Source organism: Aliirhizobium wenxiniae, from assembly GCF_019511445.1.
Classification (GTDB): domain Bacteria; phylum Pseudomonadota; class Alphaproteobacteria; order Rhizobiales; family Rhizobiaceae; genus Neorhizobium; species Neorhizobium wenxiniae_A.
Window position 1 is genome coordinate 185,752 of record NZ_JAEUAN010000003.1, and the last position, 20,476, is coordinate 206,227.

A 20,476-nucleotide genomic window follows, 5' to 3' on the forward strand; every position below is an offset into this window, starting at 1 on the left:
TGAGGGGACAGTCCCGGACCAGCCGAAGCGAGCCCGGGACCACGATTGTCAGGCAGCTAGATCCCGCAGAACCGTCTGCAGGATGCCGCCATTGTTCATGTAGATGACCTCATCGAGCGTATCGATGCGGCAGAGGATGTTGATCTCCTTCACCGTGCCGTCGCCATAGGTAATCTTTGCGACCTTCCATTCACGCGGCTTGATATCGCCTTCCAGCCCTTCGATGGTGACGGTTTCGTCGCCCTTGAGGTTGAGCGAAGCCCAGGTCGTGCCCTCTTCGAAGACGAAGGGAACGACGCCCATGCCGACCAGGTTCGAGCGATGGATACGCTCGAAGGACTGCGCGATGACGGCCTTGACGCCGAGCAGGTTGGTGCCCTTGGCAGCCCAGTCGCGCGATGAACCGTTGCCATATTCGACGCCGGCGAAGATGACGAGCGGAACGCCCTCTTCCTTGTATTTCATCGCAGCGTCATAGATCGACATCTCCTCCTTCGACGGATAGTGGATGGTGTAGCCACCTTCCTTGCCGTTCGGGCCGAGCATGTGGTTGCGGATGCGGATATTGGCAAACGTGCCGCGCATCATCACTTCGTGATTGCCGCGACGCGTGCCGTACTGGTTGAAGTCGGCAACCGCCACGCCGTTTTCGGTGAGATAGGCACCGGCCGGCGAGGACGCCTTGATCGAACCGGCCGGGGAAATGTGGTCGGTTGTGATCTTGTCGCCGAAGAGACCAAGCACGCGAGCGCCCTTGATATCCTTCAGGCCCGAGCCCTTTTTGCCCATGCCGACGAAATAGGGCGGGTTCTGCACATAGGTCGATTTGTCGTCCCAGGCATAGGTCTCGCCATCCGGGATCTGCACCGCCTGCCAGTTTTCATCGCCCTTGAACACGTCCGCATATTTGCTCTCGAACAGTTCGCGGGTGACGTATTTGGCGATGAATTCCTGCACTTCCGAAGAAGTCGGCCAGACATCCTTGAGGAAAACCGGCTGGCCATCGCTGCCGATGCCGAGCGGTTCGGTCGTCAGGTCCTTCTGCACCGTGCCGGCCAGCGCATAAGCCACGACCAGCGGCGGAGACGCCAGATAATTGGCCTGCACATCCGGCGAGATACGGCCCTCGAAATTGCGGTTGCCCGAAAGCACACCCGAAACGATCAATCCCTTGTCGTTGATCGTCTTGGAGATCGGCGGCGGCAACGGGCCGGAATTGCCGATGCAGGTGGTGCAGCCGAAACCGACAAGGTTGAAGCCGAGTGCATCGAGATCCGTCTGCAGGCCGGACTTGGCGAGATATTCGCCGACCACCTGAGATCCCGGTGCAAGCGAGGTCTTCACCCAAGGCGCAGTCTTCAGACCCTTGGCGACGGCATTGCGAGCCAGAAGACCGGCAGCGATCAGAACGGACGGGTTCGACGTGTTGGTGCAGGACGTGATCGCCGCAATCGCCACATCGCCATGGCCGAGATCGAAGTCCGTGCCTTCGACCGCATAACGGTTTTCAAGCTGGCCCGGCTTCTTGTAGTCGGTGTCCATCGAGCCGGCGAAACCGGAGGCGATGTTTTCCAGCGGAATGCGGCCTTCCGGACGCTTCGGGCCGGCCATCGACGGCACCACGTCACCGAGATCGAGTTCCAGCGTATCGGTAAAGACAAGCTCGGAACCATCGGTGTCGCGCCACATCCCTTGAGCCTTCGAATAGGCTTCGACAAGCGCGATACGCTCCTTGGTGCGCCCGGACATGTTGAGGTAGTTGACGGTTTCGGAATCGACCGGGAAGAAGCCGCAGGTCGCACCGTATTCCGGGCCCATATTGCCGATCGTAGCGCGGTCAGCGACCGGCATATTGTCCATGCCCGGGCCGAAGAACTCGACGAATTTCGACACCACGCCCTTTTTGCGCAGCATCTGAACGACGGTCAGCACCAGGTCGGTCGCGGTGACGCCCTCTTTCAGCTTTCCGGTCAGCTTGAAGCCGATCACTTCCGGCAGAAGCATCGAGACCGGCTGGCCGAGCATCGAGGCTTCCGCTTCGATACCGCCCACGCCCCAGCCGAGAACGCCGAGACCGTTGATCATCGTCGTATGACTGTCGGTACCGACGCAGGTGTCCGGATAGGCGGTAACTTCACCGTCTTCCTCGTTGGTCCAGACGGTCTGGCCGAGATATTCGAAATTCACCTGGTGGCAGATGCCCGTACCGGGCGGGACCACGCGAAAGTTCTTGAATGCCTGCTGTCCCCATTTGAGGAAGCGGTAACGCTCGCCGTTGCGCTGGTATTCCAGCTCCACATTGCGGGCAAAGGCAGTCGGCGTACCGAACTCGTCGACGATCACCGAGTGGTCGATGACGAGATCGACGGGAACCAGCGGATTGATCTTTTCCGGATCGCCGCCGAGCGATTTGATACCGTCACGCATGGCGGCAAGGTCGACCACCGCCGGAACGCCGGTAAAGTCCTGCATCAGAACGCGCGCCGGGCGATAGGCGATCTCCGCCTCGGTCAGGCCCTTGTTGTTCAGCCATTCGGCAACGGAAAGGATTTGCTCCTTGGTAACGGACTGGCCGTCCTCGAAGCGCAGCAGGTTTTCGAGCAGCACCTTCATCGAGAAGGGCAGTTTGGAAACACCTGTCAGGCCGTTCGCTTCGGCCTTGGGCAGGCTGTAATACACGTAGTCCTTACCGCCTACGGTAAGGACGGAGCGACATTGGAAGCTATCGATAGATTTGGTCACGGAAAATAACCCCGCTGATATCAAGAGCCAACACGCGCGTGCGGACGCCTATGCATAAGAAATGCACTATAGGATGCGGGTGCGGCCATTTCCGCTGTCCGCACGAGAAGATTTATGGTCTTCAGGTCCGGCGACAGATGGAACTCACGCCGACCGCTGGCGTGGTTGCTATGTATATAGATAGTTTCTAAGAACCTTCCAGACACTTTGTCGCAGCGTGCGAAAGATTTTTTTAGCGCTAGATGACTGAGAACTTAAACAAGGTTTCCGGGATGCGGCTGACGGCCGAAAATTTGAGCGCCAGACGCGGCGAAGACCTGATTTTCAAGGACATTTCCTTCTCTCTCGAAGGCGGCCAAAGTCTTGTCCTGACGGGGAAAAACGGCTCTGGAAAATCGACGCTGCTGCGCACCGTGGCAGGTCTGCTGCGCCCCGAAAGCGGTCGGGTGATCTGGGAGCAGGAAGGCTCCGAAGCAGGTATGCGCGCTGCCGAAGCCTGCCACTATCTCGGCCATCGCAATGCGATGAAACCCGATTTGACGGTGCAAGAGAACCTCAATTTCTGGAAGGTTTTCTGCGGCAATGACGAACCAGGCATAGCGGCGGTTGCCGAAGCTGCCTGGGAGGTCGGCTTGCCGGATCTTCTGCATTTGCCTTTCGGATATCTGTCGGCCGGACAGCAACGTCGTATCGCCTTCGCCAAACTCCTGGTTGCCGATCGCCGAATTTGGATTCTGGATGAGCCGACGGTAGCGCTCGACACCGGCGCGGAAGAGGTCCTTATACAGTTGATGAACCGGCATCTCGTTATGGGCGGTATCGTCATTACCGCCACTCATCAGCCATTGGCACTGGAGAATGCACAGGAATTGCGGATGACGGGGTTTGCCGGGGTGATGGAGGAGATGTGGTGACCCATTATCGTCTCGCCCAGTCAGCCCCCCTCTGCCCTGCCGGGCATCTCCCCCACAAGGGGGGAGATCAGCTGGGCGCACGCTCCTCAGACCACATTCGCCGCCCCACAAAGCACATCCTTTTTGGAGGATCGAAGGTCAGGCCTCTTGTGATCTCCTCCCCTGTGGGGGAGATGTCCGGCAGGACAGAGGGGGGTAACTCAGCGCACCAGGGCAGCAGCCCGGCACCCATCGCAGGCAGCCACATTCGAAAGTCCACCCAATGACCGCCCTCCTCCTCCGCGACCTGAAACTCTCGGTCCGCGCCGGCGGTGGCGCGTTGATCGGCGTCCTCTTCTTCATGACAGTCGTCGCCGTCATCCCCTTCGGCGTTGGCCCCGATCTCAATCTCCTCTCCCGCATCGGCCCCGCAATCGTCTGGATCGGCGCACTTCTTTCCGCGCTCCTCGGCCTCGACCGCATGTTCCAGACCGATCGCGAGGATGGCTCGCTCGATCTGATCCTGATGCAGGAACACCCGCTGGCGCTGACCGTGCTCATCAAATGCCTCGCCCACTGGCTCGGCAACGGCCTGCCGCTGGTCATCGCCTCGCCGCTACTCGGCCTGTTCATGAACATGAGCGAAGTTGCGATCGGCGCGACCATGCTGACCCTTCTGGTCGGCACTCCGGCGCTCACCTTTATCGGCGCAGTGGGTGCGGCCGTTGCCGTCGCCCTTCCCCGCGGCGGCCTGCTGGTTTCGATCCTCGTTCTGCCGCTGGCGATCCCAGTCCTGATCTTCGGGGTCAGCGCATCCTATGCCGCCGTTGAAGATCCCGCCCCCTTCATGCCGCCTTTTCTGATATTGGTGGCCATCACGATGTTTTTTGCAGTGATCGGTCCTATCGGTGCCGCACTTGCTTTGCGAAACACGGCTGATTGATTAGAATCATTCTTGATCCCGCACTATCCGGTTAGAAAGTCCCATGCCTGAAAGCCTCGCCATCACGAAAATCTCCGATCTGGCCAACCCGACGCGGTTTCTGGGCCTGGCGGCGCGCATCCTGCCATGGATGGCGGGCATCACCGCGATCCTCTTCGCGATCGGCCTTTATCTGACCTTTTCCAGCGAAGGCGATTACCAGCAGGGCATGACGGTGCGTATCATGTATGTGCATGTGCCGGCCGCCTGGCTGTCGATGATGTGCTATTCGGTCATGGCCATGTCGGCGATCGGCACGCTGGTCTGGCGCCATCCGCTGGCGGATGTTTCGCACAAGACCGCAGCCCCGCTCGGAGCCGCTTTCACCCTGATCGCGCTCGCCACCGGCTCGCTCTGGGGCAAGCCGATGTGGGGCACATGGTGGGTCTGGGATGCCCGCCTCACCTCCGTCTTCGTCCTGTTCCTCATGTATCTCGGCCTCATCGCACTCAACCGTGCGATGGATGATCCGGGCAAGGCCGCTCGCGTTTCCGCCGTGCTGATCCTCGTCGGTTTCGTCAACATCCCGATCATCAAGTTTTCCGTCGACTGGTGGAACACGCTGCACCAGCCGGCCAGCGTCATCCGCTTGGATGGCCCGACCATCGACAAGGAATTCCTCTGGCCGCTTTTGATCATGGCCGTCGCCTTCACGCTGCTGTTCTTCACGCTGCATATCGCGGCAATGCGCAACGAAATCTGGCGTCGCCGTGTCTCCGCTCAGCGTCGCATGGCCGCCCGCATGGCCGGCCATGCGCCCGTGAAGACATCGGCAAAGGAGGCGTAAAATGAGCCACACATTCTACATCTCCGCATCCTATGCCGTCGCCGCCCTTGTCACGCTCTGTCTGATCTTCTGGGTCTGGCTCGATGGCCGCGCCCGCCAAAAGGAACTCGCAGAACTCGAAGCCTCCGGCATCCGTCGCCGCTCCGCCCGACCGGCCCCGACGGACGGAGCCGCGTCATGACATTGGACACGGAAGAGACTGGTCTCAAGCCACAGCGAAACCGCGCCCGTTATGCGCTGGCGCTGATCCCGCTCATGGTTTTCGCAGGTTTTGCCGCTGTCGCCGGCAAGATGCTCTACGACCAGGACGTCAACGGGCTGGACGTTTCCGCTATCCCCTCGGCACTGATCGGCAAAAAGGCTCCCTCGCTCAACCTGCCCCCATTGGAAGGCTCCAATACCGCAGCACTGACGGACGAGGCTCTCAAGGGAAAGCTGACGCTGGTCAACGTCTTCGCCTCATGGTGCGTACCCTGCCGGCAGGAACATCCGATCCTTTCGGAACTCGCCAAGGACAACCGGCTCAACATCGTCGGCATCAACTACAAGGACCGCAACGACAACGCGCTGCGTTTCCTCGGCGAACTCGGCAATCCTTTCAACGCGATCGGCGTAGATCCGAATGGCAAGGCGGCGATCGACTGGGGCGTCTATGGAATTCCGGAAAGCTATCTGGTCGGCCCGGACGGCACGATCCTTTACAAGAAGGTCGGCCCGTTCGATGAGCGCAGCCTGACGCAGGATCTTCTGCCCGCCATCGAAAAAGCATCGGCGGCCGCTAAGAGCTGAGACTTACGATACGATCCTGAGCGGCGGCGGCCCTTCCGTTGGCCGTTGCCCCTCGGAAACCACCCTGTTTCGGCCGGAATTCTTGGCGCTGTAGAGGCAGGCATCTGCACGAACGATTGCATCACGCACGAAGTGATCGCCGGGTGCGGTCATGGAAACGCCAAAACTTGCGGTGATCAACCCATCAACCCCATGCGCATGCCAGCTCATGGCCTCGAAGCCAAGCCGCGCCTGCTCCGCCCTCTGCACGGCCTCGGCAAGGCTTGCTCCCGGCAGGAATGCGACAAATTCCTCGCCGCCGAAGCGCGCAATGGCAACGCTTTTGAGGTTCGCCCTCAATATCTGCGCAAAGCCGATAATGACGTGATCGCCTGCGGCATGGCCAAAGCGGTCGTTGACCTGCTTGAAATGGTCGATATCTCCGATGATCACGGCACCGGCGGGAAAATCGCCGCTTTTTGCTGTCGGAAGCGCCTGCTCGAAACCGCGTCGGTTGAGCAGCCCGGTAAGCGGATCGCGTTCCGCTGCATCACGATGGCCCGTGATGACATCTGAAACGACAGAACCAAGCACCGTCAGCGCCATGATAAAGCCGACAATGCTAGCAGCCATCTGCATCAGGAAGGCATATTCGGACGACAGGAACTGGTCGAGCTCTTCAAAGCTGCCCGCAGACGTGGAAAGCAGGAGGGCGGTCACTCGAATGGCGGTCTCCAGAACCACCATTGACGCGATGATCACGAGCATTCGGTCGATCGCCGACTTTGCAAATCGCCACACGGAAGCGATTGCGATGCCAAGCAGCACTGCCAGCGATGAATCGCCGATTGCGAGCTGCGATCTCAGATCCTCTTGTACAAGAATAAACCAGCAGACGACCGCGAAGGCTGCCAGGGTGAAAAGCAGCCGTGGCAGCAGCAATGTCGGGCGCCGGAACCTGACAAGCATGGCGTGGCCATAAAGAAAAAAGGCGGCGTAGAAAAACACGTTCGAAAGAACGGCCTGCGCAGGCAAAGGCAGAGCATAGGCAAGGATCGGAAAAGCAAAGCCGAGCGCCGCCGAGATATAACCCAGCCCCCAGTACCGCGCCGAGCCGTCGGACCATCGGTCGGCGATCAGGAAAATACTGCCGAAAACCAGAAAAATAAAAGGTAGGAGATAGGCGAAATTATCGGTCTGTTCCATTTGACCCTGTGCAGAAAGCCTTCATGCATCCTGTCGGTAATGAACAAGCCCTAGGCCCAGAACGTTAACATTTCAACGATAGACAGTCGCCAAAAGCCACCTCTGCACAGGTTCAACCGATGGCGCCCTGCCATGCCCTGATCGCATCGATGGGCCAGATGAGCATGATGACGTTGAGTGTGAGATTGTCGCGGATCAGCCAGCCGGTGAAAAGCTCGAAGACGATTGCGACCGTGACGGTCAACCAGACAGGCATGCGGGACGCGAACAAAAAACCGAGCGTCATGAACACCGTGTCCATCGCCGAATTCAGAATACTGTCACCCGAATAACCGAGCGCCATCGTCGCATTGCGATAACGATCGATGATGAGCGGCGAATTTTCCGCGATCTCCCATGCCGCTTCGATGAAAACCGCAAACGTCAAGCGTTCGGACATCGACCGGCGGCGCAGGAGCAACCAGCCGAACGCATAAAACAGAAAGCCGTGAATGATATGCGACGGCGTGTACCAGTCCGCCAGATGCTGCGAGTTGCCCGGCGAGTTCACGCCCGGCTCGAACAGTTTCACATAACCGCATTCGCAGATCGGCACGCGGCCCATGAAATAGAGAATGGTGATCTGCAGCAGAAACAGGACGAGTGCCGCCATCAGCCAGCGGCGGGAGAAATCGCCGGTTTCGGGCGAAAGTGTCGTCACTTCTCACCTTCCGCGGCAACGGCGTCCTGCACGGTATGGCGCATGATCAGCGGCATCTGCGCGAGCGTGAACAGGATGGTGATCGGCATCGTGCCCCAAACCTTGAAATTAACCCAGGCTTCGTCCGAGAAATTGCGCCAGACGAATTCGTTGAGCAACGCGAGGAACAGGAAGAATATGCCCCAGCGCAGCGTCAGCTTCCGCCAGCCTTCCGCATCCAGATTGAAAGCGGCGTTGAAGACATAGCCGAGCAACGATTTGCCGAAGAAGAGGCCGCCGAGCAGCACCACGCCGAACAGCGTGTTGACGATCGTCGGCTTCATCTTGATGAAGGTCTCATCCTGCAACCAGATCGACAACCCGCCAAACACCATGACGACCACGCCCGAAACGAAGGGCATGACAGGCAGATGCTTGAAGACGATCTTGGAGATGACAAGCGAGATCACGGTCGCGACCATGAACAGCGCGGTCGCGATCAACAGCGGCCCGCCGATGGCGGACAAGGCTGGAAACTTGCCGACCAGCCATTCGCCGCGCAGGTTACCGAAGAAGAAGACCAGCAAGGGCCCCAGTTCCAGCGCCATTTTCAGACCCGGCTTCTGCTTCTCTTCCTTGGTCGGCTCAATATCGCTTTCGATCGTCTGCATGGGACCCAACTTAGATTCTATGGTTGTGCGGAGCCAAATAGCTTTTCTGTGTCATCAATGCGGCGCAGGCGTAAGCCCCGCAATCGCTTCGGCAAAATCCTTCGCCTCGAACGGTTCGAGATCGTCGACACCCTCACCGACGCCGATGAAATAAACCGGCAGCCTGTGCTTGGCAGCGATCGCGACGAGAATGCCGCCCCGTGCGGTGCCGTCGAGCTTGGTCATGATCAGACCGCTGACGCCGGCGACATTGCGGAAAATCTCGACCTGGTTCATCGCATTCTGCCCGGTCGTCGCATCGAGCGTCTGCAACACGGTATGCGGTGCATCCGGATCGAGCTTGTTGAGGACACGGACGATCTTTTCCAGCTCCGCCATCAGCTCGGCCTTGTTCTGCAACCGGCCGGCGGTGTCGATGATCAAGACGTCGGACTTCTTTTCCTTCGCCTGCACATAGGCGTCATAGGCAAGACCCGCCGCATCGGCGCCGAGCTTGGTGCCGATAAATTCCGAATTGGTGCGATCGGCCCAGATCTTCAGCTGCTCGATCGCCGCGGCACGGAACGTATCGCCGGCTGCGAGCATCACCTTCAGGCCCGAGCCCGAGAGTTTTGCCGCCAGCTTGCCGATCGTCGTCGTCTTGCCGGTGCCGTTGACGCCAACCACGAGAATGACATGCGGCTTGTGATTGAGATCGAGCTGCAGCGGTTTTGCCACCGGCGCCAGAACCTTGGTGATTTCAGCCGACATGATGCGCGACACATCCTCGCCGGTCACATCCTTACCGTAACGCTCTGACGACAAAGTGCCGGTGATCCGCATCGCCGTCTCGACACCGAGATCGGCCTGGATCAACAGGTCTTCAAGGTCTTCCAGCGTCTCGTCATCCAGCTTGCGCTTGGTAAAGAGAGCAGCGATCTGGCCGGTCAGCTGCGACGATGTGCGGGCAAGCCCGGCACGCAGGCGCTGGAACCATGTGAGCTTGAGCGGCGGCACGACGGCGACCACTTCGGGCTCGGCCTTGGAGGTGGAGAAGCCCTTGGGGAGGACATGCGGTGCGGCTTCCGTCGCTTCGGTGGCATCGCCCCCCTCTGTCCTGCCGGACATCTCTCCCACAGGGGGGGAGATCGGCTGGGGGCTTACCGCCTGCTCCATATCTACCGTCGAGCTTTCAGAAACCACTTCATTTTCGGAAAGCTCGACGCCCGTGACCGGAATGTCCTCACCTTCAGCACTGTCACCAGATGCATCCGGCAACGGCGCATCCGTAATCTCCCCCCCTGTAGGAGAGATGCCCGGCAGGGCAGAGGGGGGTGTTTTCGCGGAAACGTCACTACCGGTCTCCGCCGCAGCCTCGGCTTCCAACAGCGACAAAGGCACGACACCGAGATCCGATGTCTCCTCAGGCCCGGCAAGAACTGCAACCGCATCATCATCCTTCGCGACATCGCTCGAAGGACCACCGGCAGTCTCGACCTCGGTCGGCGCAACCGGATCGACCGGCGTGACCGGCAACTCTTCGACGGCAACGGTGCCCGCTGCGGGCGAATGGTCTTCGACGGGCTTCTCGACAGGCTTTTCAACCGGTTTGTCGCCGAAGGTGAAGACGCGTTTTAGGAAACTTGCCATTACTTACAATCCGTTTCGCTCAGGCCGCCTGCTCATGGGCAGCCAGAACCCGCATGTCGAGATGTTTACCGTTATGTCCAGTAATCATAACGCGCTGAATGTCACGGGGAATAAGCCCCGGCGCTGCAACCAGCGAAAAGTTTTCCGTATGCGCCATGCCGTTCATTTCGACGATGACGGTCTGCTCGGTTCCGACCATGCGGTCGAGATGCGCATTATGCAGCGCCTCGCCACGAGCGCGAAGCCTCGCGGCGCGGTCCTTCACCAGCGCCCGATCGACCTGCGGCATGCGTGCGGCGGGCGTGCCGGGGCGTGGGCTGTAGGGAAACACATGCAGGAAGGAGATACCGGCCTCTTCGGCAAGGGTCGCAGCGCCTTCGAACATCTCTTCCGTCTCGGTCGGGAAACCGGCGATCATATCCGCACCGAAGGCAATCGCCGGCCGCAAGCGCCGCGCCTGCTCCACGAACGCCAGCGCCTCGGCGCGGGAATGACGGCGCTTCATCCGTTTCAGGATCATGTCGTCACCATGCTGCAGCGACAGATGCAGATGCGGCATGAAACGCGGTTCTTCCGCGATCAGGTCCCAAAGATGATTGTCGGCCTCGATACTGTCGATCGAAGACAGCCGCAGCCGCAGGATTTCCGGGACCTGCTTTAATAGCGTCTTGGCGAGAGAACCAAGCGTCGGATTGCCGGGAAGATCCGCACCATAGCTCGTCGCATCGACGCCGGTCAGCACGATCTCGCGATAGCCGCCGTCCACGAGCTTTCGCGCCTGCTCCACCACAGCGCCCATCGGCACGGAGCGGGAATTACCACGGCCATAGGGGATGATGCAGAAGGTACAGCGGTGGTCGCAGCCATTCTGCACCTGGATGAAGGCGCGCACATGCCCGTCGATATGCTTGACCATCTGCGGCGCGGTGGCCTTGACGCTCATGATATCGTTGACGCGCAGTTTTTCTTCCGCCGAAACGCCGAAATCCGGCAGGCCGCGATAGGATGTGCTTTTCAGCTTCTCCTCGTTGCCCAAAACGGCATCGACTTCCGGCATGTCGGCAAACACCTGCTTTTCGGTCTGCGCCGCACATCCGGTGACGATGATGCGCGCATGCGGGTTTTCCCGTCGCGCCCGGCGGATCGCCTGCCGCGCCTGCCGCACCGCCTCGCCGGTGACGGCGCAGGTATTGACCAGCACGGCATTGTTCAAGCCGGCCTTTTCGGCCTCGGCCCGCATCACTTCCGATTCATAGGTGTTGAGCCGACAGCCGAAGGTTATGACCTCGACGCCGCTCAATTTGCCTGAGCCTCCGGCTCTGCATCACGCGAAAACGCGCCGGTTTCCGGATCGACCTTGCCCGACCATTCCCATTCGGCAGGACCGGTCATCACCACATGGTCGTTATCCTTCCACTCGATGACGAGCGGCTGACGGCTGGGTGCGGAGGCAACATCGATCGTCACCTTCCGACCGGTGCGACCGGTGCGCGCGGCAGAAACACCGGCAGCGCAGGCCGCCGAGCCGCAGGCAAGCGTCAGGCCCGCGCCGCGCTCCCAGGTGCGGGTGCGCAGGCTACTTTCGGACGTGACCTGTGCCAGCGTGATATTGGCCTTTTCCGGAAACATCGGGTGATTTTCCAGCATCGGCCCGAAACGCTCCAGATCGAAGGTCATCGGATCATCGTCGACCCAGAAAATCGCATGCGGATTGCCCATCGACATCGCAGATGGCGAATGCAGGATCGGCGCATCGATCGGGCCGATCTGCAGCTCGATCCGGCTCGTGTCGAAGAACTCTTCCGAAAGTGGGATCCTGTCCCACTGGAAGACCGGCTTGCCCATGTCGACGGAAATCGTGCCGTCCTCATGCTCCTCAGCATTCAAAATGCCGGCAACCGTCTGGAAGGTAAAAGTCTTGCGGCCGGTCTCGGCGGCAAGCGCCTGTACGACGCAGCGCGTGCCGTTGCCGCAGGCCTGCGCCTTGGTCCCATCGCAGTTCAAAATATCGATCCAGGCATCGGTGCCCTGAGCCTTTGGATCGTGGATCGCCATGATCTGGTCGAACTCAGTGGCCGGATCGGCCGCGAGCGCGATTGCAGCCTCAGGTGTCACCTTGTCGGTGCGACCACGCATGTCGACGACCAGGATCTTGTTGCCAAGCCCGTTCATTCGCGCGAATTCGACCTGTCCTGCCATGATGATATTCCACTCTTCGGGCCGCCAAACCGTCAATGGCCCACTCTTTACGGCGTATATGGCCGAAAGTGCCGCAAATTACCAGTGGCGGTGCACATGCCTAAGGATTGGCGCAAAGCCGCAACGCGTGTTAGGGGAGCCGCAAAAAAGAGGCCTCACGATGTTACCCTGGGTTCAACTGGACAGCGCAAAGATACCGGACGATGGTGGCGAACTGCGCCTGAAGCAGCGCGGCCAGGAATTCTCCATCATGCTCGGTTCGAACGAGTTGATGAACAGCCGATTGAGCGGTTCAGAAGAGGCGCTTGCCACGCTTTCCTGGGAGAAGATCAAGGACCGATCGAAGCCGTCCATCCTGATCGGCGGCCTCGGCATGGGTTTCACGCTCCGCGCAGCACTGGCGATCTTTCCGCCGGATGCCGCAGTCACCGTTGCCGAACTGGTGCCGGCAGTGGTGAAATGGGCACGCGGGCCGATGGCCGAGGTCTTCAAGGGCTGCCTCGACGACCCGCGCACGAAAATCCATCAGGGCGATGTCGGCGAGCTGATCCGCGAATCCAAGAACAGGTTCGACGCCATCCTGCTCGATGTCGACAACGGTCCGGACGGCCTGACACGCGACAGTAACGACGCACTTTATAATGGCCGCGGCCTGCGTGCCGCCCGCGAAGCCTTGCGCCCCGGCGGCGTACTCTCCGTCTGGTCATCCGGCCCGGATTACGGTTTTACCAAACGCCTGAAGGATAGCGGCTACGACACTGAGGTCGTCAATACGCGCGCCAACGGCAAGCGCGGCGCCAAGCATGTCATCTGGGTGGCGACGCGACGCGGATAGTAGCGAAGTAATCGATTATCCGAAAATTTCGTCAACCAGCGCATGCACGCGACGGAAGGCAGCCTTGGCACCTTCGGCAGCTTCCAGCTCTTCCGCTTCGGAGAGCGGCAGATCGTTATAGGCGGCAACGAAATTGCGCCAATGCAGACCACGACCATTGGGATGGCCTGCCAGGTGCCGTGCGCCAAAATCGTCGGACAGACCGATCTTTGCCGCTTCCTTGCGCAGGAAGGCAGCCCCCAGATTGGAACCTTCGGCGACATAGATCCAGCCGAGCGCCTGAGCCGGCGTCAGCGGACCGGTCGTTGCGCCGAGTTCTTCCGGAACGCCACCGAGATCGACGATATCCTGACGCAGGGCATCGTAACGATTGCGCTCAGCCAGGCCAGGCAAGCGACGATTGAGATCCTCGTCGGCAAAAAGCGGCGCGACATCGGCATGGAAATGATGCTGCACCTCGAGGAACAGCGTGTAACGCTCGCGGCTGGCGAACGGCTCGGCGCGCATGATGCGCTTGTCCAGCGTGTCATGGGTCCCGGTCGTCAGCGCCTTTAGGCGCTGGATGCGGGTGGACTCGGTCGGACGCTCTAACTCGATCTGCATTACTTTCCCCATGCACTCATGTTTTTTCGCATCAAGCAAATCAAGGTGCAACAAGTCAAGCAGGACGTGAAGCCGGGACCTCGAAAACTTCGCCCGGCCGCATCGGCCGAAAACGCTCGCGATCGATCTTCCGCGCATCAAGCGCCGAATGCAGCGCCTCGACCGGCTGCTCGATACCTTCGTCGGTGAGCTTCACCGTGCCCCAGTGATGCCCGGCAACAAAGGAAGCACCGCAAAGCTGCATGCCTTCGACCGCCTCTTCCGGGTTCTGGTGCTGGGATTTCATGAACCAGCGCGGCTCATAAGCGCCGAAAGGCAAGTTGGCGAGCCGGAACGGCCCGTGCTTTTCGCCGACGGCCCGATAGTTGCGCCCCTCATGAAACCCGGTATCGCCGATATGATAGATCTTTCCGGCCGGCGTCTCGAACACGAACGCGGCCCAGAGCGCCTCGCGACGATCGCCCAATCCCCGCGCCGACCAATGGTGGCATGGCTCGCAATGGAAAACCACGTCGGGACCGACCACCTCGCTCCCGCCCCAGTCCATTACGGTGATCTTCGCATCCGGCACGCGCGAACGGATGATCGCATCATTGCCGAGCGGTGTAATGAAATGCGGCTTATCACGGCTTTGAAGAACCCAGAGCGTCTCGAGATCCAGATGGTCGTAGTGATTGTGCGTAACCAGCACGATATCGATCGGCGGCAGATCACCGATACGGACGCCCGGCGGATTGACCCGCTTCGGGCCGGCGAAGCTGAAGGGGCTGGTCCTTTCCGACCAGACCGGATCGGTGAGGATATTCAGCCCGGCGACCTGGATCAGCATCGAGGCATGACCGATCATCGTCACCACGACCCGGTCGCCATTGACACGCGTCTCCGGCACCGCCTGCGGGAACGGGCTGACGAATGTTTCCGGCCAGGGAATATTGCCGTTACCGAACTTCCAGCGCAGGAGATCCAGCCCGCCGCGCGGCTCCTCGCCGCCCGGATTAAAGAATGTCTTGCCATCGAAATGGTCGGAAACGGGGCCGGAATAATACTTGTTGCCAGCCATGGCGCTCCTTGCAGTCACCCCGCCGGCAAGCGCCGCTATGGCTGCAAGGCCGGTCCATCTGAAGAATGTGCGTCGGTTCATGTCAACCTATGTAAGTCCCGTTTTCGGCTCCTCAATATTTGTGAAGCACCGATTGCCTAATATTATTCGGCGTCGGTCGATTTCGGATTGGAAGGAATTATCTCGTCTCCGCGCTGCACGATATGCTCTGCGGGGAATGCACCATCCTCGATTTGCTCGAGGAACTTTTTAAGCGCGATCCCGATTGCCTCCTCCTCTGTTTTGGCGCCGAACCGGCGTTTCGCCTCGTTTGCCATTGCAATCACTTCTTTATCGCGGATGCAAAACGGCATGCTCGATCTCCAATTTGAAAAGATTGCATTTGTTGATACGATAACCTTCATTCGGGGCGCTGCAAATGGCCTCGCGCGGCCCTGCACCTTGACTCTCCGCCTCATTTCCTGTTTAAGCCCGGCAATCTGCTGACAAGTCACGACTTGGAGCCGCCGACCGGGGCCGACATACTGAGCCCGGAGGTCAACATCCGACAGCGCGTTGCGCCCTCGGGTGCTTTTTGGCTTTGCGCGTTTCTGACGTCTTGTTTTTGCCGGCAAAAGACCCGACGTTTCCGGGCACGATCTGGAAACGAAGAAGGAAGTGGCGATGTTTGAGAACCTGCAGGACCGTCTTGGCTCCATTCTGAATGGACTGACCGGCCGTGGCGCGTTGAGCGAGGCGGATGTTTCCGCAGCCCTGCGCGAGGTTCGCCGTGCGCTTCTGGAAGCCGACGTGGCGCTCGAAGTCGTGCGCGCCTTCACCGACAAGGTCCGTGAAAAGGCCGTTGGCGCGGAAGTCCTGAAATCCATCAAGCCCGGCCAGATGGTCGTCAAGATCGTCCATGACGAACTGGTCGAGATGCTCGGTTCGGAAGGCGTCAGTATCAGCCTTCAGGCCGCAGCTCCCGTCGTCATCATGATGGTCGGTCTGCAGGGTTCGGGTAAGACGACCACGACCGGCAAGATCGCCAAGCGGCTGACCGACCGCGACAAGAAAAAGGTGCTGATGGCGTCGCTCGATACGCGCCGCCCTGCAGCCCAGGAACAATTGCGCCAGTTGGGCGTCCAGACCGGCGTCGACACGCTGCCGGTGATCGCCGGCCAGTCGCCGACCGATATCGCCGCGCGTGCCGTGCAGGCAGCAAAGCTCGGCGGCCATGATGTCGTCATCCTCGACACCGCCGGCCGTACCCATATCGACGAACCGCTGATGCAGGAAATGGCGGAGATCAAGCGGAAGTCCAATCCGCATGAAATCCTGCTCGTCGCCGACTCTCTGACCGGTCAGGACGCCGTCAATCTGGCCCGCAACTTCGATGAGCGCGTCGGCATTACCGGCCTCGTCCTGACCCGCATGGACGGCGATGGCCGCGGCGGTGCAGCGCTCTCGATGCGCGCCGTCACCGGCAAGCCGATCAAGCTGATCGGTGTCGGCGAAAAGATGACGGAGATGGAAGAATTCCATCCCCGCCGTATCGCTGACCGTATTCTCGGCATGGGCGACATTGTTTCGCTGGTCGAAAAGGCTGCCGAAAACATCGACGCGGAAAAAGCCGCAGCGATGGCCAAGAAGATGCAGTCGGGCAAGTTTGACCTGAACGACCTGTCCGAGCAGCTGCGCCAAATGAAATCGCTCGGCGGCATGGGCGGCATCATGGGCATGATGCCGGGCATGGCCGGCATGAAGGACAAGCTCGCCGCCTCCGGCATGAACGACAAAGTGTTTGACCGCCAGCTCGCCATCATCTCCTCGATGACCAAGGCAGAGCGCGCCAACCCGGACATGCTGAAACATTCCCGCAAGAAGCGTATCGCCGCCGGCTCCGGCACGGATGCGGCGGAAATCAACAAGCTTCTGAAAATGCACCGCCAGATGGCCGACATGATGAAAATGATGGGCGGCAAGGGCAAGGGCGGCATGATGAAGCAGATGATGGGCGGCCTCGCCTCCAAGATGGGTCTTGGTGGCGGCATGGGCATGCCGGATCTGTCGAAGATGGACCCGAAGCAGCTCGAAGCCCTGCAGAAACAGGCGGAAGCAGCCGGCCTGAAGCCGGGCGGCATGCCGGGTCTTCCCGGCGGCGGTCTGCCCGGCGGAATGGGTGGCCTTCCGGGTCTCGGTGGGGCAAAGCTCCCGGGCCTCGGTGGTTTCCCCGGCCTGCCCGGCAAGAAGAAATAAGGGAGGACGCGAATGGTTGATCCTGAAGTGAAGGCACGGCTTTCGAGCTACCGCCAGTCGATCGACAATATCGATGCAGCGCTGGTGCATATGCTCGCCGAGCGCTTTCGCTGCACCAAGGAAGTTGGCGTCCTCAAAGCCAAATACGAATTGCCGCCGGCAGACCCGGCGCGCGAGGAATACCAGATCGAACGCCTTCGCCACCTGGCCAAGGAAGCCAATCTGGATCCGGATTTCGCCGAGAAGTTTTTAAACTTCGTCATCAAGGAAGTGATCCGGCATCATGAAGCAATCGCCGCCGAACACGGCGGTGCGAAAGAGACTGCCTAACCTTAAGCCCGCCTGACGGCGGCCTTGAAAAGAACCGGACCACCGGACGGTGGCCCAAAAGAAAACTAAGGAGTTTAAACAATGTCCCTGAAGATTCGTCTCGCCCGCGGTGGTTCCAAGAAGCGCCCGCACTACACCGTTGTCGTCGCCGACGCCCGTTCGCCGCGTGACGGCCGTTTCCTCGAAAAGCTCGGTTCCTGGAACCCGATGCTCGCCAAGGACAACGCAAAGCGCGTTGAACTGAACGAAGAGCGCATCAAGCACTGGATCGCCAACGGCGCACAGCCGACCGACCGCGTTCTGCGCTTCCTCGCTGAAGCCGGCATCGCAACCCGCGAAGCCAAGAACAACCCGGAAAAGGCAAAGCCGGGCAAGCGCGCCGTAGAACGCGCTGCTGAAAAGGCTCAGAAGGCTGCCGACGCAGCTGCCGCTGCAGAATAATTTCTGCAACGCATGCATTCGACGGGCGGTGCGGCAACGCACTGCCCGTTTTGCTGTTTAGATCACCCCGCGTTGCGCAACAGACCGTTCGCGGCTAAATGAGCACAGACCAATCGGAACACCCGGCATGAAGAAGCTCGAAAACCCAATCCTGATGGCGACGATCGGCGCCGCCCAAGGCCTTCGGGGCGAGGTGCGGGTCAAATCCTTCACTGACGATCCGGCAGCCCTTGGCGATTACGGCCATCTTTACGCCGATGATGGCCGCGTTTTCGAAATCCTCGAAATCCGCGAGGCCAAGAATGTCGTCGTCGTCCGTTTCCGCGGCATCAACGACCGCAATGCGGCAGAAGCCCTGAACGGCCTCGAACTCTTCGTCGAACGGGACAATCTGCCCGACGAAGAGCTTGATGAGGACGAGTTCTTTTATGCCGACCTCGAGGGCCTCGAAGCCGTCGATGCCGAAGGCAAGAGCTACGGCAAGGTCAGCGCCGTCTTCGATTTCGGTGCGGGCGACCTGCTTGAACTGAAAGGCCCCGGCCGCCGCCCGGCGCTCATTCCCTTTTCAGAGACAGCCGTTCTGGAAATTGACCTCGAGGCCGGAAAGATCCTGATCGACCCGCAGGCAGCCGGCCTGATCGAGGATCCGAATGACCGCGATCCGACCGCCGTCGGCAAACGCCAGCCCAAACCCCGCCAGGGACCGACAAAAAAGGCTCCCGGCAAGGACGAAGAATGACATTCCGCGCCACCATTCTGACGCTTTATCCGGAAATGTTTCCCGGCCATCTCGGCTTCTCGCTCTCCGGCAAGGCGATGGAACGCGGCGACTGGGCGCTCGACACGGTACAGATCCGCGATTTCGCCGAGGATAAGCATCGCACGGTAGACGACACCCCTGCCGGTGGCGGCGCCGGCATGGTGCTGAAACCCGACATCCTTGCGAAAGCGATCGACTCCGTCGCAACCGACACCCGCCCTCGCCTGCTGATGAGCCCGCGCGGCAAGCCGCTCAGCCAGAGCCGGGTGCGCGAACTTGCTGATGGCGAAGGCGTCGTCATCGTCTGCGGCCGCTTCGAAGGCGTCGACCAGCGGGTCATCGACGGGCGCCATCTCGAGGAAGTGTCGATCGGCGACTATATCCTGTCCGGCGGCGAACCGGCGGCACTGACTGTACTCGACAGTATCATCCGCCTCCTGCCGGGTGTCATGGGCAACGCCCATTCTGGAACCAACGAAAGCTTCGAGCACGGCCTGCTGGAACACCCGCACTACACCCGCCCGCAGATTTTCGAAGGCCAGGAGATCCCGGCCGTCCTCACCTCCGGCAATCATGCGGCGATTGAAAAGTGGCGGCTGGAACAGGCGCTGAAACTGACGCAGCAACGCCGGCCGGACCTGCTGGCCGACGACTGACGGCTCACGTCAGGCGGTAACAAAATAATAGACCGTCAGCGCCGAGCCCACCGCCACCACGCACCAGCGCAGCACTGCCTGCGGCACGCGCCGTGCCAGCCAGACGCCGGAATAACCGCCGAGCGCACCCGCCGGGATCATCACCAGCGCCTCCGGCCATGCCACAACATCACCGCTGATGAAGACAACGATCGCCACGCCGGCAATCAGCATGGCAAACAGGTTCTTCATCGCATTGAGGTGATGATAGGTGCCGCCGGTCGTCAGTCCCAGAACCGCCAGCATCATGATCCCCATTCCCGCACCGAAGAACCCGCCATAGATGGAATTGAAAAACTGCCCGGCGATGCTGGAGATGCTGCTGGCACTATGCTCCTCGGAAGAGACTCTTGGCTTGAGCAGCGGCCCCGCCGCGAAGATGGCAGTCGCCGCAGCAAGCAGCCATGGCACCAGTGCCCGGAAGGACGGATTGTCGAGAGACAGCAGGATCAGTGCGCCGACAAGCCCACCCACGAGCGATACGACGCCGAGCACCGCGATACTGCGCCAGCGATGCATGATCTCCGCCCGATAGGCGATCGTTGACGTGACATAGCCCGGAAACTGCACGATTGAGGACGTGGCATTGGCCGAAATCGGCGGAATGCCAGCAAGCGTCATCACCCCGAAGGTGAGAAACGTGCCCCCTCCCGCAATCGCGTTGACGGCACCCGACAGGAACCCCGCCGCAGCAAGCAGCAGAACCATCATTATTGTCATTTGGCAATTTCCTCTTCCCGGAATTCCGGATATCCCGTTCCGGGCAAGGCATCAACGATGCACACGACAAAAATTGCGACTGCGGGATGACAAACGCTCCGTATTGGTGTATTTGCCGCCCCGGAAATGGGAAAACTCCCGTCGACCAGCAACAAAGAATGGCGAATTCGCTAGCCCACAAGGCACGTCGCAAGGCCCTCGGATGAGGTGACCAAGGACGGGAAGCGCTCTGGCTGTTTCA

General features: G+C 60.3%; 22 protein-coding genes. 11 read left to right on the top strand and 11 right to left on the bottom strand.

Annotation, left to right across the window (positions count from 1 at the left end):
• Positions 1-48 precede the first annotated feature (48 nt).
• Complete coding sequence (gene acnA / locus JNB91_RS05045) at positions 49-2,742, bottom strand: aconitate hydratase AcnA (RefSeq protein WP_220324434.1); 2,694 nt, start codon at positions 2,740-2,742, stop codon at positions 49-51.
• A gap of 272 nt (positions 2,743-3,014) precedes the next feature.
• On the opposite strand from acnA, the gene ccmA reads away from it, so the two are divergent.
• From ccmA to JNB91_RS05070, 5 genes are all read left to right on the top strand, one after another.
• Positions 3,015-3,656 (top strand): heme ABC exporter ATP-binding protein CcmA, encoded by a 642-nt coding sequence (gene ccmA, locus JNB91_RS05050; RefSeq protein WP_220324585.1) that lies wholly within the window; start codon positions 3,015-3,017, stop codon positions 3,654-3,656.
• A gap of 262 nt (positions 3,657-3,918) precedes the next feature.
• Entirely contained in the window at positions 3,919-4,578 is a 660-nt protein-coding gene (ccmB, locus tag JNB91_RS05055; RefSeq protein ID WP_220324435.1) for a heme exporter protein CcmB, read from the top strand.
• A 43-nt stretch (positions 4,579-4,621) separates the two neighbouring features.
• Positions 4,622-5,404, top strand: coding sequence for a heme ABC transporter permease (locus tag JNB91_RS05060; RefSeq protein ID WP_220324436.1), 783 nt, complete (start codon positions 4,622-4,624; stop codon positions 5,402-5,404).
• A gap of 1 nt (position 5,405) precedes the next feature.
• Positions 5,406-5,585 carry a heme exporter protein CcmD gene (ccmD, locus tag JNB91_RS05065; RefSeq protein ID WP_220324437.1) on the top strand — a complete coding sequence of 60 codons (180 nt, stop codon included), beginning with the start codon at positions 5,406-5,408 and terminating at the stop codon, positions 5,583-5,585.
• The gene (locus tag JNB91_RS05070) at positions 5,582-6,193 is read left to right on the top strand and encodes a DsbE family thiol:disulfide interchange protein (protein ID WP_220324438.1); all 612 of its coding nucleotides are present in this window, start codon (positions 5,582-5,584) and stop codon (positions 6,191-6,193) included. Before ccmD ends, JNB91_RS05070 begins: the two co-directional genes overlap by 4 nt.
• A gap of 3 nt (positions 6,194-6,196) precedes the next feature.
• Here the strand turns inward: JNB91_RS05070 and JNB91_RS05075 are convergent, their stop codons facing one another.
• The 6 genes from JNB91_RS05075 to dapF form a co-directional block, all read right to left on the bottom strand.
• Positions 6,197-7,378: a GGDEF domain-containing protein gene (locus JNB91_RS05075; protein ID WP_220324439.1), complete on the bottom strand. Its 1,182-nt coding sequence runs from the start codon at positions 7,376-7,378 to the stop codon at positions 6,197-6,199.
• 112 nt (positions 7,379-7,490) lie between these two features.
• On the bottom strand, positions 7,491-8,033 hold the full coding sequence (locus JNB91_RS05080; RefSeq protein ID WP_262927992.1) for a DUF2585 domain-containing protein: 543 nt from the start codon (positions 8,031-8,033) through the stop codon (positions 7,491-7,493).
• 41 nt (positions 8,034-8,074) lie between these two features.
• Positions 8,075-8,728, bottom strand: a complete 654-nt coding sequence (locus JNB91_RS05085; RefSeq protein WP_220324440.1) for a septation protein A — start codon at positions 8,726-8,728, stop codon at positions 8,075-8,077.
• A 54-nt stretch (positions 8,729-8,782) separates the two neighbouring features.
• Positions 8,783-10,357, bottom strand: coding sequence for a signal recognition particle-docking protein FtsY (ftsY, locus tag JNB91_RS05090; protein ID WP_220324441.1), 1,575 nt, complete (start codon positions 10,355-10,357; stop codon positions 8,783-8,785).
• Positions 10,358-10,376: 19 nt separating this feature from the next.
• Positions 10,377-11,657, bottom strand: a complete 1,281-nt coding sequence (gene mtaB / locus JNB91_RS05095; protein ID WP_220324442.1) for a tRNA (N(6)-L-threonylcarbamoyladenosine(37)-C(2))-methylthiotransferase MtaB — start codon at positions 11,655-11,657, stop codon at positions 10,377-10,379.
• A complete protein-coding gene (dapF, locus tag JNB91_RS05100) occupies positions 11,654-12,556 on the bottom strand; it encodes a diaminopimelate epimerase (RefSeq protein ID WP_220324443.1) in 903 nt (300 codons plus the stop codon). Before dapF ends, mtaB begins: the two co-directional genes overlap by 4 nt.
• 160 nt (positions 12,557-12,716) lie before the next feature.
• On the opposite strand from dapF, the gene JNB91_RS05105 reads away from it, so the two are divergent.
• A complete protein-coding gene (locus JNB91_RS05105; protein ID WP_220324444.1) occupies positions 12,717-13,391 on the top strand; it encodes a spermidine synthase in 675 nt (224 codons plus the stop codon).
• A 15-nt stretch (positions 13,392-13,406) separates the two neighbouring features.
• On the opposite strand, the gene JNB91_RS05110 is transcribed toward JNB91_RS05105, so the two are convergent.
• From JNB91_RS05110 to JNB91_RS05120, 3 genes are all read right to left on the bottom strand, one after another.
• The gene (locus tag JNB91_RS05110) at positions 13,407-13,994 is read right to left on the bottom strand and encodes a biliverdin-producing heme oxygenase (protein ID WP_220324445.1); all 588 of its coding nucleotides are present in this window, start codon (positions 13,992-13,994) and stop codon (positions 13,407-13,409) included.
• A gap of 55 nt (positions 13,995-14,049) precedes the next feature.
• Positions 14,050-15,135: an MBL fold metallo-hydrolase gene (locus JNB91_RS05115; RefSeq protein ID WP_220324446.1), complete on the bottom strand. Its 1,086-nt coding sequence runs from the start codon at positions 15,133-15,135 to the stop codon at positions 14,050-14,052.
• A gap of 62 nt (positions 15,136-15,197) precedes the next feature.
• Positions 15,198-15,494 (bottom strand): hypothetical protein, encoded by a 297-nt coding sequence (locus JNB91_RS05120; RefSeq protein ID WP_220324447.1) that lies wholly within the window; start codon positions 15,492-15,494, stop codon positions 15,198-15,200.
• 223 nt (positions 15,495-15,717) lie between these two features.
• Between JNB91_RS05120 and ffh the strand changes: the two genes are divergently transcribed.
• From ffh to trmD, 5 genes are all read left to right on the top strand, one after another.
• Complete coding sequence (gene ffh, locus JNB91_RS05125; RefSeq protein WP_220324448.1) at positions 15,718-17,289, top strand: signal recognition particle protein; 1,572 nt, start codon at positions 15,718-15,720, stop codon at positions 17,287-17,289.
• Between the two features lie 12 nt (positions 17,290-17,301).
• Positions 17,302-17,619: a chorismate mutase gene (locus JNB91_RS05130; protein ID WP_220324449.1), complete on the top strand. Its 318-nt coding sequence runs from the start codon at positions 17,302-17,304 to the stop codon at positions 17,617-17,619.
• A gap of 81 nt (positions 17,620-17,700) precedes the next feature.
• Positions 17,701-18,060 (top strand): 30S ribosomal protein S16, encoded by a 360-nt coding sequence (gene rpsP, locus JNB91_RS05135; RefSeq protein ID WP_220324450.1) that lies wholly within the window; start codon positions 17,701-17,703, stop codon positions 18,058-18,060.
• Positions 18,061-18,187: 127 nt separating this feature from the next.
• Positions 18,188-18,799: a ribosome maturation factor RimM gene (rimM, locus tag JNB91_RS05140; RefSeq protein ID WP_220324451.1), complete on the top strand. Its 612-nt coding sequence runs from the start codon at positions 18,188-18,190 to the stop codon at positions 18,797-18,799.
• Positions 18,796-19,476 (top strand): tRNA (guanosine(37)-N1)-methyltransferase TrmD, encoded by a 681-nt coding sequence (trmD, locus tag JNB91_RS05145; RefSeq protein WP_220324452.1) that lies wholly within the window; start codon positions 18,796-18,798, stop codon positions 19,474-19,476. Before rimM ends, trmD begins: the two co-directional genes overlap by 4 nt.
• 9 nt (positions 19,477-19,485) lie before the next feature.
• Here trmD and JNB91_RS05150 read toward each other — a convergent pair whose 3' ends face one another.
• Complete coding sequence (locus JNB91_RS05150) at positions 19,486-20,235, bottom strand: sulfite exporter TauE/SafE family protein (protein WP_220324453.1); 750 nt, start codon at positions 20,233-20,235, stop codon at positions 19,486-19,488.
• Positions 20,236-20,476: the final 241 nt, after the last annotated feature.

What these genes read in the sequence shown, in the direction of transcription:
- ccmA (WP_220324585.1), top strand. Translation starts at nt 3,015, where the DNA reads ATGCGGCTGACGGCCGAAAATTTGAGCGCCAGACGCGGCGAAGACCTG.
- ccmB (WP_220324435.1), top strand. Translation starts at nt 3,919, where the DNA reads ATGACCGCCCTCCTCCTCCGCGACCTGAAACTCTCGGTCCGCGCCGGC.
- JNB91_RS05060 (WP_220324436.1), top strand. Translation starts at nt 4,622, where the DNA reads ATGCCTGAAAGCCTCGCCATCACGAAAATCTCCGATCTGGCCAACCCG.
- ccmD (WP_220324437.1), top strand. Translation starts at nt 5,406, where the DNA reads ATGAGCCACACATTCTACATCTCCGCATCCTATGCCGTCGCCGCCCTT.
- JNB91_RS05070 (WP_220324438.1), top strand. Translation starts at nt 5,582, where the DNA reads ATGACATTGGACACGGAAGAGACTGGTCTCAAGCCACAGCGAAACCGC.
- JNB91_RS05075 (WP_220324439.1), bottom strand. Translation starts at nt 7,378, where the DNA reads ATGGAACAGACCGATAATTTCGCCTATCTCCTACCTTTTATTTTTCTG.
- JNB91_RS05085 (WP_220324440.1), bottom strand. Translation starts at nt 8,728, where the DNA reads ATGCAGACGATCGAAAGCGATATTGAGCCGACCAAGGAAGAGAAGCAG.
- ftsY (WP_220324441.1), bottom strand. Translation starts at nt 10,357, where the DNA reads ATGGCAAGTTTCCTAAAACGCGTCTTCACCTTCGGCGACAAACCGGTT.
- dapF (WP_220324443.1), bottom strand. Translation starts at nt 12,556, where the DNA reads ATGGCAGGACAGGTCGAATTCGCGCGAATGAACGGGCTTGGCAACAAG.
- JNB91_RS05105 (WP_220324444.1), top strand. Translation starts at nt 12,717, where the DNA reads ATGTTACCCTGGGTTCAACTGGACAGCGCAAAGATACCGGACGATGGT.
- JNB91_RS05110 (WP_220324445.1), bottom strand. Translation starts at nt 13,994, where the DNA reads ATGCAGATCGAGTTAGAGCGTCCGACCGAGTCCACCCGCATCCAGCGC.
- JNB91_RS05115 (WP_220324446.1), bottom strand. Translation starts at nt 15,135, where the DNA reads ATGAACCGACGCACATTCTTCAGATGGACCGGCCTTGCAGCCATAGCG.
- ffh (WP_220324448.1), top strand. Translation starts at nt 15,718, where the DNA reads ATGTTTGAGAACCTGCAGGACCGTCTTGGCTCCATTCTGAATGGACTG.
- JNB91_RS05130 (WP_220324449.1), top strand. Translation starts at nt 17,302, where the DNA reads ATGGTTGATCCTGAAGTGAAGGCACGGCTTTCGAGCTACCGCCAGTCG.
- rpsP (WP_220324450.1), top strand. Translation starts at nt 17,701, where the DNA reads ATGTCCCTGAAGATTCGTCTCGCCCGCGGTGGTTCCAAGAAGCGCCCG.
- rimM (WP_220324451.1), top strand. Translation starts at nt 18,188, where the DNA reads ATGAAGAAGCTCGAAAACCCAATCCTGATGGCGACGATCGGCGCCGCC.
- trmD (WP_220324452.1), top strand. Translation starts at nt 18,796, where the DNA reads ATGACATTCCGCGCCACCATTCTGACGCTTTATCCGGAAATGTTTCCC.
- JNB91_RS05150 (WP_220324453.1), bottom strand. Translation starts at nt 20,235, where the DNA reads ATGACAATAATGATGGTTCTGCTGCTTGCTGCGGCGGGGTTCCTGTCG.